Annotated in this window: 11 protein-coding genes; 4 read left to right on the forward strand and 7 right to left on the reverse strand. The window is 71.4% G+C overall.

All coding sequences use genetic code 11. The features are described from left to right. From E8A74_RS28875 to E8A74_RS28885, 4 genes are all read right to left on the reverse strand, one after another. On the reverse strand, positions 1-324 hold a 324-nt coding region (locus E8A74_RS28875), incomplete at its 3' end, for an RNA polymerase sigma factor (protein ID WP_170229455.1). Positions 325-566: 242 nt separating this feature from the next. Further along, positions 567-899, reverse strand: a complete 333-nt coding sequence (locus E8A74_RS28880) for a four helix bundle protein (RefSeq protein WP_136932314.1) — start codon at positions 897-899, stop codon at positions 567-569. Between the two features lie 65 nt (positions 900-964). Then, on the reverse strand, positions 965-1,108 hold the full coding sequence (locus E8A74_RS52825; protein WP_170229456.1) for a hypothetical protein: 144 nt from the start codon (positions 1,106-1,108) through the stop codon (positions 965-967). 162 nt (positions 1,109-1,270) lie between these two features. After that, on the reverse strand, positions 1,271-3,325 hold the full coding sequence (locus E8A74_RS28885; RefSeq protein WP_136932315.1) for a glycosyltransferase family 39 protein: 2,055 nt from the start codon (positions 3,323-3,325) through the stop codon (positions 1,271-1,273). A gap of 150 nt (positions 3,326-3,475) precedes the next feature. Between E8A74_RS28885 and E8A74_RS28890 the strand changes: the two genes are divergently transcribed. Next, entirely contained in the window at positions 3,476-4,477 is a 1,002-nt protein-coding gene (locus tag E8A74_RS28890; protein ID WP_232379788.1) for a metallophosphoesterase, read from the forward strand. A gap of 829 nt (positions 4,478-5,306) precedes the next feature. On the opposite strand, the gene E8A74_RS28895 is transcribed toward E8A74_RS28890, so the two are convergent. The 3 genes from E8A74_RS28895 to E8A74_RS28905 form a co-directional block, all read right to left on the reverse strand. Further along, positions 5,307-5,777, reverse strand: a complete 471-nt coding sequence (locus E8A74_RS28895; protein WP_136932316.1) for a peroxiredoxin — start codon at positions 5,775-5,777, stop codon at positions 5,307-5,309. Between the two features lie 134 nt (positions 5,778-5,911). Continuing rightward, positions 5,912-8,410, reverse strand: coding sequence for a DUF5682 family protein (locus E8A74_RS28900; protein ID WP_136932317.1), 2,499 nt, complete (start codon positions 8,408-8,410; stop codon positions 5,912-5,914). Continuing rightward, positions 8,407-9,540, reverse strand: coding sequence for an ATP-binding protein (locus E8A74_RS28905; RefSeq protein WP_136932318.1), 1,134 nt, complete (start codon positions 9,538-9,540; stop codon positions 8,407-8,409). The genes E8A74_RS28900 and E8A74_RS28905 overlap by 4 nt, the downstream gene beginning before the upstream one ends. A gap of 273 nt (positions 9,541-9,813) precedes the next feature. Between E8A74_RS28905 and E8A74_RS28910 the strand changes: the two genes are divergently transcribed. The 3 genes from E8A74_RS28910 (at position 9,814) to E8A74_RS28925 (ending at position 13,039) form a co-directional block, all read left to right on the forward strand. Beyond that, positions 9,814-10,713: a hypothetical protein gene (locus E8A74_RS28910; protein WP_136932319.1), complete on the forward strand. Its 900-nt coding sequence runs from the start codon at positions 9,814-9,816 to the stop codon at positions 10,711-10,713. Positions 10,714-10,822: 109 nt separating this feature from the next. Then, positions 10,823-11,860 carry a hypothetical protein gene (locus E8A74_RS28920; RefSeq protein ID WP_170229457.1) on the forward strand — a complete coding sequence of 346 codons (1,038 nt, stop codon included), beginning with the start codon at positions 10,823-10,825 and terminating at the stop codon, positions 11,858-11,860. Positions 11,861-12,076: 216 nt separating this feature from the next. After that, positions 12,077-13,039 carry a hypothetical protein gene (locus E8A74_RS28925; RefSeq protein WP_136932322.1) on the forward strand — a complete coding sequence of 321 codons (963 nt, stop codon included), beginning with the start codon at positions 12,077-12,079 and terminating at the stop codon, positions 13,037-13,039. Positions 13,040-13,064 lie beyond the last annotated feature (25 nt).

Below are 13,064 nucleotides of genomic sequence, written 5' to 3' on the forward strand. Positions count from 1 at the left end.
CAGAGGTTCGGGGAGCTCGCCCGTGAGCGCTTCCCAGCGATTGCGCGCAAGCTTGCGATGGTTCGCCGCGCGATAAAGCGCGACCGTGAAGAGCCAAGACCGCGCTTGCTCGCCCCCCACGAGGCCGTCCCGCCGTTGCCAGGCAACGAGAAAGACCTCCTGCACGAGATCGTCCACCTCGCGCGGCTCCACGCGGCCATGCTTGAGGAGGACGGAACGAACGAAGGGGCGGTACTCGCGGTAAAACCGCGCGAAGAGCGCCTCCGGGGAGGGAACGCTTGTAGGTTTCTTGGCGGATGCAGGGCAGACGTCTACGTTGCTCACAGCTTGTGAACTCCACTTCGCTTGGGGTTTGCAGGTCAGACGCCGGTCGGTGTTACCAGCACCGGCTGGCGTCGCTTGCTTTTGTCTCATGAAGTGGGGGGAAAGGCAATCACGAAAGGCGTGGATTGGTTCGTCGCGGGAGAACCCGCGATCCATGCAGAATGCGGCGATGGCGCTCGCAATGGGCCTGCTGATCCACGCCGAACGGGCGGGCCGCCCTGGGGGGACGGCCCGCCCTCGAATCACGATGCGCGGCGGTAGACGAGGCGTCCCAGCGTGGCGATGACGTGGTCGATTCGATCGAGCACCCGTGCATCGACGGTGCCGATGTACCTCATGGCCTGGGCGACGTGGATGCAGGCCAGCACCTCTCGGGCCGACCCCAGGGCCGTCTGATAACGTTGCCGTTTATGCCCCGCCGTGTTCCCGGCCCCTTCCGCCGTATTGAGCGCGACGCTCTGCATGGCCCTGCGCAGTTGCCGAGCGAGATCCGAATCCCTCCGTTCGATCTGCTCCGCAATGCCAGCCGCGTCCCCCGCCATGACCAGGACGACCTCGTAAATCCTCAGCACCATGAAACCCTCCGCCCGACGACCCTTTCGCCGGGACCCCCGTCCCACACCGTCGCGCGCAGGCCTCTTCAAGGCTGCGCAGCACCGCGCGGAGCCGCGCGGAGCGCGAAGCGCGAGCACGGCGAGCACGGCATGGCCTTGAAGAGGCCGAGCACGACGGTACGCTTGCCGACCCCGAGCAGGATCCCCTGCGTCCCCGTCCCTCCTTGCATGTGCGCTTGACTTTCGCCCGCACATGCGCTCCCGCCCCCGCCCCCGCCCCCGCCCCCGCCCCCGCTCCCGCTCCCGCTCCCGCTCCCGCCCCCGCTCCCGCTCCCGCTCCCGCTCCCGCTCCCGCTCCCGCTCCCGCTCCCGCTCCCGCTCCCGCTCGCCCGTTATCGCGCTCCTCCCCCGCAAGAGACGAGCCGCGCCGACGGCGCCTCGCTCAGCACCTCGCACCGCGCGATCACGCCGTGCACCTGCGCGAGCACGAACGCGTCCCGCTCGATCACGAGCGTCGGACCTTCGTCGATCGCCGCGAGCAGGTGGTCCCGCGCTGCTTCCTTCGTGGCCTCGTCCATCCGATGCACCTGCACGAGCGGCAGGATCCGGCGGCCTGCTTGCTCCAGGACGAACTCGCCCGACACCTCGGTCCGTGGCCACGCAACGGGCGCGTTCGCCGCGCGCTGGAGGTAGTACACGAGCAGGGTCGCGTCGTAATGCGCGACCGTGACGATACGTCGCTCCGGCCGGCTCGCGGCGACCGCGGCGAAGCGAGGCATGAACGCGTCCGCGTCGGGCACGTAGGGGCGGTGCGCGCGAGGGGCGCCCATGGAAAACAGCACCGACAGCGACGCGCCGCCGAGCAGCGACCAGGCCCACGCCGGGACGCACCGGTGCCGCGCGACCGCGAGCGCGAACGCGAGCGCCGGGGCCACGGCGACGAAGTAATAGGTCTGCACGCGCGCCACCTTCGCGGCGAGCGTGATGCCGAGCGCGGTCACGAGCGCCGCGCCCACGGCCACCACGGGCCCCACGTTTCGCCGCGTCCGGAGCCCGAGCATCGCGGCGCATCCCACGAGGAACGGCACCCCGGGACCCACGCACGACACCGTCTCGCCGAGCAGACCGAGCAGCATCGGGATCGGCGCGTGGCTGCCCCACGCGAGGTCCGGGAATCGCTCGGCCACCTCACGCGCGCCGTGATCGCGCACGACCGTCACGCCGAGCAGGACGAGCGCCGGCGCGCCGAGCGCGGCCCCCACGCCGATCGGCAGGGCCACGCTCCGCAGCGGCTTGCGTGCCGCGACGAGCCCGAGGAGCACGCCCACGATCACCAGCGGCGCGAGGTAATACGTCCACGCGAGGAGCGCCGTCGACGCCGCGAGCCCGATCCGCGCCGCCCGCGAAGGCTTCTCCGCGAGCCGCGCCGCGAGCGCGCACGTCACCACGACGAGCAGCCCGAACAGCGGGATCTCGCTCACCTCCCGCGCGTGCACGACGAAACCGGGGCTCACGGCCACGAGGAGCGCCGCGATCGCCCCGAGCGGCCCTGCGCGCCCGCGCACGAGCCGCGCGCCCCACACGATCGCCGGCGCGACGAGCGCCCCCGCGATCGCCGCCGGCGCGCGCATGACCGCCTCGGAGTCCCCGAACGTTCTCGCGACGTGCAGCACGACGAACCAGAGCGGCGGGTGCCGATCTTCGAGCCCCTTGCCCGTCAGGATCTCGCCGAGCGGCAGGGATCCCGTGAAGACACGTTGCACGTCCTGGTCGTGCACGAACGGCATCTCGAGGTGCAGCGCCCGCAGCACGAGCCCGAGACCCAGGAGCGAACCTGCGACGAGCGCATCGCCACGCGGCAGGGATCCGAGCAGCGCCATCCCGAGCGCGAGCAGCGCCGGCACCACGATCCTGCGGAACCCCACGAGCCGCCCGAGCACGCGCCCCAGGAGCGGCAGCTCTGGCTCGGCCGCGAGTGGGATCGACGTGGGCGGGCCGAGCCCCGTGTCGTTCCGGTCGAGTGCGTCGCGGAGCGCCTGCGTCACGGCTTCCTGGTCCTCGGTCGGCGCCGTGGATCGCGGCGTCTCGTAGGCCACGCCGAAGCTCTTCGTCTCGCGCACGCCGGGCCATTGCCCCCGCTCCACGACGTGCAGCTCGATCCGCCCCGCAGGTCCTTCCGGCCCGGCCTCGCGCCGCGCCGTGAAGATGACGTCCTGCTCCTCGCCCCGCCGCGGCGGAGACAGGTGATACCCCCGCGCGATGACCACGCCCGGTGCGAGCGGGAGGAGCAGATCCTCCCACGTCGTCGTCCTCGGCGTTTCGACGCCGGGCCGAAGCAAAAACGAGGCCGCGAGGAGCAAAATCCCGACGAGGAACACGCGGAGCCACGGCTTCTCCGCGAACGCCCTCGCCCTCCGGAGGGCACCGCGCCATTCCCGCTCCGCCATCCGCAGCCTCGGGACGCTAAACGACGGCCCCCCGTGGGTAAAGTGGACACCACGAAAGGCCTGGAGGCCTCGGGATCCTCGCGCGAGCGAGCGGCGAATCCCGGGCAAAAGCAATAGCTTGTGTGCTCGCGCGCCTTATACTGATCCCTCGTGCCGAGCACCCCTCCCTCCGAAGGCTTGCTCCTCGAGCAGTACCGCGGCCACCTGCCCGGGGATGAGACCGTCGTCCCGCCTGCGGCCGTCGCCCGCGCCAAGACGCGCATCCAGGTCCGGCGCTTCGCGGGCCCCGCGCACTACACCGAACACCTCTCCCACCTGCGCATCGCGCACCTGACCGACCTCCACGTCGGCCGCGTGACCCCGTGGGCCGTGCAGCTCGCAGCCGTCGAGCTGACCAACGCGGAGAAGCCCGACCTCATCCTGCTCACGGGCGATTTCGTGTGCCACAGCCAGCAGTACCTCGACCGCCTGGAGGCCCTCGTGCGGCGCTTCGAGGCGCCCGTGATGGCGGTGCTCGGCAACCACGACTACTGGTCCGGCGCGGACGAGGTGCGAGGGGCCCTGCGGCGCGGCGGCGTCGAGGTCCTCGACAATCGCCACACCCTCATCGGCTTGCGCCACCAGATGCTCCAGGTCGTCGGCCTGGACGACGCGTACACCGGCCATGCGCGCAGGGACGAGGCCTTGAAGGGCCTGCGCCGGGATCTGCCGACGATCGCCATGTCCCACATCGCCGAGGAGGCCGACGGGCTCTGGGCCTTGGGCGACGTCCCGCTCGTCCTGTCCGGCCACACCCACGCGGGCCAGGTCACGCTCGCGCGCTTGCACGAGCTCTCGATCGGCAAGCTCGCGGGGCACCGCTACGTGCACGGCCTCTACGGCAGCCGCAGGAGCGGCGGCGCGCACCGCGGCGCGGTGTACGTCGGCGCGGGCATTGGCGCGTCCGTCATGCCGATTCGCCTCGGCGATCGAGGTCAACGCGAGGTCGCGATCTTCGAGCTCGGCTACGAGCCTGGTGCGATCGAAGAGCACCACGACGATCAGCCCCCGCTGCCCGGCCGTGCGCCTACGCCCGAGATCATGGCCAAGCGCGCCGCCGCGGTTGTCGCCAAGCGCGAGAAGCGCGAGCGCAAGAAGACCGGAACGGTCTAGCCCGCGCGCACGCCCCCTCGGAGCCACGCGCCCGTGGCCCGCTCGCAAAACACCTCCAGGGTCTTGCCGCCGGCCCCGTGGAAGAACCGTACACAGCGCCGTTCTTCCGCCCCAGGGTCTCGCTCGTGCGTGGTTCCAGGCGAGGGGCGAACAGCCTCCACGGCGTCCGGGGCCGTGACTCGCTGCGACGGCCCACGAGGAGATCCATGCTCCAGCCGAACATGTGCCCTCGGCTGTCGACGGCGCGTGTTCGGCGGCGTGATGGATGCCTCCGCTTGGCGAGGGCCTGAGGTCCGTGGTGCGCCCCCCTGGCGTTGGCCTGGCTCCTCGCCGGTCGTCCCCCGCGACAAGGCCCGGAGGCGTCTGACGGTGCGTGTTCGGCCGCTCGACAAGGCCCCTCGGGCGCCGCCGGACCGTGCCTTCACGCTCGACCTTCCACCGGGACCACGCCTCGCTCCGTGTCCGGCGGCGAGACGCTCGCCCTGTCGCGCCGACGCACCTTGTTCGGCTTCGTGCCCGAAGGTCTCGCGTGGCGACGTGACGCGTCACGGCGCCGAAACACACGAGGACGAGCTCCGACACCGCCTGTCGAGCTGTGTTCCAAGCCAATGGCACATACGTGGCCGCTTGAACCTGCAGCCCTGCCGCCTTGGTGGGCGTCGTCATCGCCTGTCTTGCTTGCGGCCGTTCGATGAACTGCGCATCGCGCAGTTCATCGACCCCGGGTCCAGCGCCTCGCTGGTCCGGGTCCAGGGGTGGACAACCCCTGGTGGGGCCTGGGGCGACGCCCCAGCTCCGCGCCTCCCGAAGGAGACCCATGGCTTTGGGGCTAGACGCGATGCGCTTCGAACTTTGCGTGGACGAAGCGCAGCACGTCGTCCCGGTGCTTCTGCGCGCTGAGTTCGTGGTGGAAGACGGCCTCGATGACCATCGTCGGGCTCACGACGAACGTGTATCGCTGCGCCACCCCCACGACCGGCCAGAGCACGTCGTAGGCGCGGGCGATCTGCTTGTCTGCGTCTCCGATGAGCGGGAAGGGCACGTGGAGGTCGCCGGCGAATTTGCACTGCGTGTTGGTGTCGTCCGTGCTCACGCCGACGAGGTTTGCGCCGGCCAGCAAGAGCTCGTTGTAGTTGTCCCGGAAGGCTGTGGTCTCGCCCGTGCAGACGGGCGTGAAGGCCTTCGGGAAGAAGTACACGACGGTGCATAGCCCCTCTTGTTTGGAGAGGACGAACCGGGTGCCGGCGCTCGTCTGTGCGTCGATCTCCGGCGCGTGATCTCCGACCTTGAGCGCGCTCATCGTAGAGAGGGGTAGCAAAGCGATAGGAGCGCGTCGAGCGGGGCCGGAAGGCCTGAGGGCGCGCGGCTCCTCACTCGCCGCGCGAGCCGCGCCGTCACCTCGGCCCGCATCGAATCCGCGCGCGAGGCGCCGCGTCAGCGATTCGGCTCCGGGACCGAACCTGCCCACGCCGCCTCGGCTTCGAGCCAGCGAAGCTCCCACGCCGAGAGCCGCGCCACTTCTTCGGGCGGCAAGGGCGAGACGATCCGCGCCTCCGCGGCGCCGAGGCCGAGCAGCTTCGCGGCGCGGGAAGAGATCTCTTCGAGTTCCCGAGGGCCGAGCCGCGTGAGGGCGCGGCGCAGGGACGGGAGCGACGCGAGGAAGCCCTCGAAGCTGCCCGAAGACACGTGCGCGATGAGCGCTTCGAGCAGCGATGGCTCGTCGAGCAACGCGCGCGGCGAGAGCGCGAGCAGGCCTTCGAGGTACGCGCCCTTCGCCTCGGGCCGCCCCCGCGCCGCCTCGAAATGCGCGCCGAGCTCCGCGCCGTGCCCCGCGCCGAGGCTCACGAGCAGCCCGTCGAGCGCCCCCAGCACGAGCGGCGACGTCGCCCGCGCGATCTCCCGCGCAGCGCGCGCCTTCGCCAGCACGAGCTCGCGCGCGGGGCCCATCCCGTCGTCCGCGAGCGTCGCGCCCCCGAGATCCATGAGCAGCGCCGGCACCTCCGAGGCCCGCGCCCCCGACGTCTGCGCGAGCCGCCCGAGCCCGCGCGCCCCCGCCTCGTACGCTGCGCGCCCGAGCGCGTCGAGCCACGCCGCTTTGGGGAGGCCGAGCCGCGCGCGTTGCGCCCGCACCCGCCGGAGCCTCCGCGCCGCTTCGAGGAGCGAGCGTGGATCCTCGTCTGCGTGGATCGCCGCCTTCAGCGCCGGCGCGAGCCGCTGGCAGATCGCTTCGAGGCCCATCCGCACGCCTCGACCCACGCACGCCGCGATCGCCCCCGCGCGGCCTTCGCCTTCCCGCGCCGCGCGCGCGAGCTGCCGCGCGGCCGCCTCCTCCACGCTCGCCCCCTCCGCCGCGAGCTCCAGGAGCCGCGCGTCCACCTCCGGCGCGTAGGCCACGGTCCAGCGCTCCGTCGTCGCCTCGAGCGTGGTAAACGCTTGGGGCTTTGGGTCGCCTTCGGCGCCCTTCGCCCCAAACCCCTCCGCGTCGCCTGCGCCGACCTGCGTCGCGAAGCCGAGCCCGAGCCACGCCGTGCGATGCAAGAACCACGAGCACCGCCGCGCCTTCCTCGACGTCGCGAGCGAGAGCTCGATCCCGCGCGGCGGCCCTGCCGAGGGCAAGAGCCCGAGCGCCTCGGCCGTCTCCCGGAAGTCCCGCGTGAGCGGGCTCGGACCTGCTTTCGGCCCGAGCTTGCCCATCCGGCTGCCGCGCAGCGCCTCGCCGAGCGCCGCGATCACCCGCCGCCCCGAGACCCGCAGCTCGCCTTTCACGAAGCAACTCGTCGCGGCCTCGATCACCTCGGCCCGCCCGATCTTCGGCCGTCCCCGCAGCGACGCGAGCTCCCGCGCGAACGCGAGCGCCGCGATCGCGTCGGCCGGGCCGAGCGCGTCGCCCTCGGCCCGCGCCCGCCGGATCGTCTCGAGCAGCACGCGCTCCGCCGCCTGCGCGAAGGGATCCGCCTCCGCCCGCGCTTCCCACACGTGCTGGTAGAACGCCGGCCCGCTCATCCCCGGCGCGTAGCCGAGCAGCGCGTCGAGCCGCGGGAACGTGTACGGCACGAGCCGCACCTCCGCGTCCACGTCTTCCCTCGGCGCCGGCCGCAGCTCGGCCAGCGTCTCGCGCGCGCTGCCGAGCGCGACCACGTGCAGCGCCCCCGCCACCACGAGCACGCGCTTGCCTCGTTGCGCCGCCGCCTCCGCGATCTTCGCCGCCATGAACCGCTCGCGAAAGAGCGTCCCGTCCGCTTCGAGCTCCTCCTGCCCGAACGTCCGCCGCGTCGCGAGCGCGTACGCGCCCACCGCGAGCGCCCAGCCCTCGGGGGTCTCGTCCCAGCCTCCCTGCTCGAAGAGCGCCTCCCACAGCTCGTCGAAGTCGCGCGCGCCTGCCCGCACGCAGAGCGCCGCCGTGAACCGGCTCCGCCCGAACCACGCGCCCGCGTCTTGCCCGAGCCGCTCGCCGAGCGCTCGCTCCGCCGAGGGGAGATCGTCCTCGCCCGCGTCCGTCTCCTCCTCGGGCAGCGGCGAGAGCCGATCGATGAAGCGCACCTCGGCGCCGCTCGCCTTCGCGTAGCGCAGCGCCACGAGCTCGGGCGAGTAGTCGCAGAACGGGTAATACGCCCGGGATCGCGGCGCCTCGGCGGCGCGGATCTCGTCGCGCCGCGCGACGAAGCGCGGGCTCTTGCCTTCGGTCATCGCGCAGAGCGCGAAGGGCGCGCGGCTCTCCGGATCGAGCAGCGCTTCGAGCTGCTCCTCGAACGGCGCGGGCAGCTCGACGAGGATCACGTCGGGCGCGAAGCGCGGCAGGAACGCTTCGAGCTTCGCCGCGCACGTCGGGCTCTGGTGGCGCACGGGAAAAAAGGCGAGCGAGGTCGACAACCCGAGCCGCTTCGCGACCTCGGCGCGCGTCTCCTTCGGCGCTCCGAGGTCTCCGAGGGTCATCGCTCGCGGCCGATCTTGCGCCACGCTTCGAGGAGCGCGCCCCAGGGGCCGCCGTGCCGCGCCGCCCGATCCCGCACGACCGTCTCGACGTACCGTTCGAGCTTCGCCGTGTCCTCGGCCGCGTCCAGGGTCGCCGCGCCGGCGAGGTGCGAGGCCACCTCCTCGGCGCCGAGCCTCCCCGTGCCGTAGTAGTGCGCGTGCAGCGCGGCGGCGTGGAGGGTCGCGATCGCCTCGGCCGTCGACAGGGGCGCCTCGGGCCTGTCGAGGTGCACGCCCTCGCGGCTCCGCCCTGCGCGGAGCTCCTGGAACGTCGTCACCACGAGCTCCACGGCGTCCTGCGGCACGGGCACGCTCGCCCCGGCCGCCGCGAGCTGCGTTTGCACCTCGCGCTCGACGAGCGCCATCTCCACGCGTGGATCGCGGATCGGCCGCACCGACTCGAAGTTGAACCTGCGCCGGAGCGCCGCGCTCATCTCGTTCACGCCGCGGTCGCGCGCGTTCGCCGTCGCGATCAGGTTGAAGCCTGCGCGCGCGAAGAGGATCCCGTCCTCGCCTTCGAGCTCGGGCACGCGGAGCACCTTGTCGGACAGGATGCCCACGAGGCTGTCCTGCACCTCCACGGGGCAACGCGTCAGCTCCTCGAAGCGCGCGATCCGGCCCTCGCGCATCGCGGCGAAGAGCGGCGAGGGCACGAGCGCCTCCCGCACCGGGCCCTTCGCCAGGAGCAGCGCGTAGTTCCAGGTGTACTTGATCTGATCCTCGGTCGTGGCGGCGCTGCCTTGGACCGTGAGCAGGCTCGTCCCGGTCGCGGCCGCGGCGAGCAGCTCCGAGAGCATCGACTTCGCCGTGCCCGGCTCGCCGACGAGCAGGAGCGCGCGCGGCGAGGCCAGGGTCACGATCGCGCGCTCGACCAGCGCGTCGTCCCCGAAGAATTTTTGGGTGACGGCGATCTCGCCTGCGCCGCCGGGCCTGGGGAGCTTCGCCTCGCCCGAGCCCAGGATGAACGTCCGGATCATGCGCGGCGAGAGCCGGAAGCCACGCGGCTTCGGGTGTGTGTCGGCGGCGGCGAGGGCGTCGAGCTCGTCGCGAAAGAGCACCTCTGCGGCGGGACGGAGGACGGATTCGGCCACGCGGTTCGCTTCTCGCCGCCCGGCGGGGGGCGGCTCTGGAAGGGCTACCTGGGCGATTTCTCCGCGTCAATCCGGCCCGTCCGCGCGTGGGCGCCGCGACGCGGTGAAACCCGGTGCCCTCGTGGGCCGCGCCGCCTCCGCGCCGGATCCCGGCTGGAAGTTCGCCGGAGGCTCGCGTTGCCGGGCACGATTCGCTAGCATCATCGGTGACGTGTCCCGACGAACTACCCGGGCGAGCCTGCGGGCGCCGGGCGGGGCAGGGAGAAGCCTTCGATGAACCGAATGTCTTGGCTCTTGGTCGTTCCGCTCGCTCTCGCGTCTGCCCTCTCCGTGCCGATGGGGTGCGTGGAGTTCGACACTTACTTCTTCGATAGTTCGCCTGACGGTGGGTCGGGCGGGAAGGACGGCGGGACGGACGGCACGGGCGGCACGGGCGGGATGCAGCCGCAGTGCACGACGGTCGACCAGTGCCCGGACACCCCCGAATGCCGCATCGGCGGCTCGTGCGATGAGGGGGCGTGCAGTTGGACGACGCAGAACCTGCCCGGCACGCCCGTCGGCGCGCAGATCTATGGCGACTGCAAGCGGCGGGAGTGCAATGCGGCGGGCGTCATCACGCAGGCCGACGACCCTGACGACAAGTACGACTGGAAGAGCCCCTGCTACGTGGATGATTGCAATGCATGGAATTCGCCGAAGGCTGATCCTGGTAAAGCATGCGAGACGGCATGGGGCAAGGCCGGTCTTTGTACCGATCAGTTCCAATGCAGAGAGTGCACGTTGGATGCGCATTGTCCCGGGGCCAAGTGCGCCTCCAATGGCCAATGCGTTCCGCTGCTTTGCGGGAACGGCATCCTCGATGCGGCCAACGGCGAGACGGACGTCGATTGCGGAGGCAACACCTGCGCCCCCTGCGCACTCGGCATGAACCTGAAATGCAACCAGCGGTCGGATTGTGAAATGGAAGGAAATTGCTCCGGGAACCCGAAAGTCTGCGTAGCGCCCCTTTGCAATGACTCCTTCCCGAACGGCAACGAGACCGACACGGACTGCGGCGGGAGCTGCGCGGAGGACGTAGCAAACCCGAAGAGGTGCTCCGTCGATCAGGGGTGCCTCGTTCCGAACGACTGCGCGGCGGGGTTGTCGTGCAAGGCCGGCAAATGCACGCCCTGATGGTCTGACTTTCGGGAAGGCCCCCGGGGTCCGCGAGGACGGGGTGGGGCCTCTCGTGGCCGAGTGAAGGAATCAAAAACGCCAAATCTGGCGTGGAGGAGCTTCGAGCATGCGAATCGGACGAGCTTGGATTTGGCCCCTCGTGATTGCGGGGCTCTCTTCTTTTGCGGTGGCTTGCGGGACCGACCCGAACCCGGGGAACCCGACCGGCACGGGCGGCACGGGCGGCACGGGCGGCACGGGCGGCACCGGCGGTGAGGCCGGCGAGGGCGGCGGCGGCAACGGCGGCAACGGCGGCGGCTCGAGCACGGGCGGCGGCAGCGGCGACACCTGCAAGCGCAGCGAGTGCCCCGGCGTCGACTCCCCGTGTGGCGTCCGCATCTGCGACGGGGGCGCTTGTGGAATGCTGGTCCTCCTGCAGGAGGGCACGGTCCTCGAGAGCCAGACGTACGGCGACTGCAAGCGCGCCGTGTGCGACGCGAACGGCGGCGTCATGCAGGTCGACGACACGAACGACCGGTTCGACGACGGCAACCCCTGCACGCTCGACACGTGCATGAACGGGGAGATGCTCCACATCAACCAGGATGCGGGCTTCGCCTGTGGCATGAACGGCAAGTGCAACGACGCCGCCCAGTGCGTGCGCTGCAACGTCAACGGCCCTGCCAACGAATGCCAGAACGGCACCTCCTGCGTCGCGTCGAAGAACTACAAGGACTCCGAGACGCTCGACATCGCCATCAACAAGTGCGTGCCGGGGACGTGCAAGGATGGCTCGAAGAACGGGAGCGAGACCGACATCGACTGCGGGGGCAGCGCCTGCGCGCCATGTGACGAGGGCAAGGCGTGCAACGGGCCGCTCGACTGCCTCGAAGCCGTCTGCGACGCCGCCACGAAGACGTGTGTTGCGCCCACGTGCAACGACGGCGCCTTGAACGGCACCGAGACCTTCCCCGACTTCGGCGGCCCGATGTGCCCGAAGAACACCGTCGTCGGGGCCGCGTGCCACGTCCCCGAGGACTGCGCCTCCGGCGTCTGCCAGGCCGCGAAGTGTGCGGCGCCCGCCTGCACCGACGCGACCCAGAACGGCAGCGAGGCCGGCGTCGACTGCGGCGGGACCTGCGCGACGACATGCATCGAGCCCTGAGCCGCGCGCGAATCTCCACCCCGCGCGCCGGCCTCTTGCGCTATCGTGCAGGCGTACACCTGTCACGGACGTAACGAAGGCCCGAGCCCTCACGCCCCCGCAGGCGGCCTCCGCCCGCGGGGGCGCGCTTTCTTTTCCGAAGGCGCGCGCCGGGGGGGCTCGCGCTTCGGCGTCGAGAGAGCCGCGGGCGACGCGGCCCGGGAGGAATGCTTTGCCATGAGAATCGAACGAGCTTGGATGATCGCTTGTATCCTCGGCGCGACGATTGCGGCGTCCGCGGTCGGCTGCGGGGACGACCCCAGCTCCAACACCACGACGTCGAGCTCGTCGAGCGGCGGGACGGCCGGCACGGGCGGCACGGGCGGCACGGGCGGCACGGGCGGCATGGGCGGCGACGGCGGTGGCGTGCCCCCCGAGTGCACGAAGGCGGCGGACTGCACGATGCAGGGCGAGGCGAACTATTGCGGCGAGCCGGCGTGCGAGGCGGGCAAGTGTGTCCGCAAGGCCCTGCAGCCGGCGGGCACGCCGCTGCCTTCGCAGGTCTACGGCGATTGCACCGAGGTGCAATGCGACGGCAGCGCCCAGCCTGCGCCCGTCTTCAAGGACGACGACGTCTACAACGACGGCAACGAGTGCACCGACGACGTCTGCGTGGACGGCGTCGCCTTGCACAACGTCCAGGCGCAGGGCTTCCTCTGCTCCGCGGCGGGCATTTGCAACGACATGGGCCAGTGCGTGCAATGCATCGAGGGCGTGCAGGGCTGCTTCAGCGGCAACCAGATGTGCATGGAGGGCGCCTGCGTCGGCATCAACTGCGCCAACGGCGTCAAGAACCCGGGCGAGGGCGACATCGATTGCGGCGGCAACTGCCTGCCCTGCGACGACGGCAAGACGTGCACGAACGGCTCGCAATGCAAGAGCGGCGTCTGCACGGGCGGCATGTGCGCCGTGCCGAGCTGCATGGACGCGGTGAAGAACGGGAACGAGAGCGGCTTCGATTGCGGCGGCGGCGAATGCCCGCCGTGCCCCACGGACGATAGCTGCCTGCTCCCGACGGACTGCCAGAGCGGCGTCTGCGTCGACGTCTTCTGCGCCGCGCCGAGCTGCACGGACGCCCTGCAGAACGGCGAGGAGTCCGGCATCGATTGCGGCGGCCCCTGTCCGAACGCCTGCCCCTGAGCGGCGCTCCTTGCGCCGGCGCGTG

Source organism: Polyangium fumosum (assembly GCF_005144585.1).
Taxonomy (GTDB): domain Bacteria; phylum Myxococcota_A; class Polyangia; order Polyangiales; family Polyangiaceae; genus Polyangium; species Polyangium fumosum.

Bases quoted from the DNA above. Each gene is read 5' to 3' on its own strand.
- E8A74_RS28880 (WP_136932314.1), bottom strand. From the start codon at position 899: ATGGTGCTGAGGATTTACGAGGTCGTCCTGGTCATGGCGGGGGACGCG.
- E8A74_RS52825 (WP_170229456.1), bottom strand. From the start codon at position 1,108: ATGCAAGGAGGGACGGGGACGCAGGGGATCCTGCTCGGGGTCGGCAAG.
- E8A74_RS28885 (WP_136932315.1), bottom strand. From the start codon at position 3,325: ATGGCGGAGCGGGAATGGCGCGGTGCCCTCCGGAGGGCGAGGGCGTTC.
- E8A74_RS28895 (WP_136932316.1), bottom strand. From the start codon at position 5,777: ATGAGCGCGCTCAAGGTCGGAGATCACGCGCCGGAGATCGACGCACAG.
- E8A74_RS28900 (WP_136932317.1), bottom strand. From the start codon at position 8,410: ATGACCCTCGGAGACCTCGGAGCGCCGAAGGAGACGCGCGCCGAGGTC.
- E8A74_RS28910 (WP_136932319.1), top strand. From the start codon at position 9,814: ATGAACCGAATGTCTTGGCTCTTGGTCGTTCCGCTCGCTCTCGCGTCT.
- E8A74_RS28920 (WP_170229457.1), top strand. From the start codon at position 10,823: ATGCGAATCGGACGAGCTTGGATTTGGCCCCTCGTGATTGCGGGGCTC.
- E8A74_RS28925 (WP_136932322.1), top strand. From the start codon at position 12,077: ATGAGAATCGAACGAGCTTGGATGATCGCTTGTATCCTCGGCGCGACG.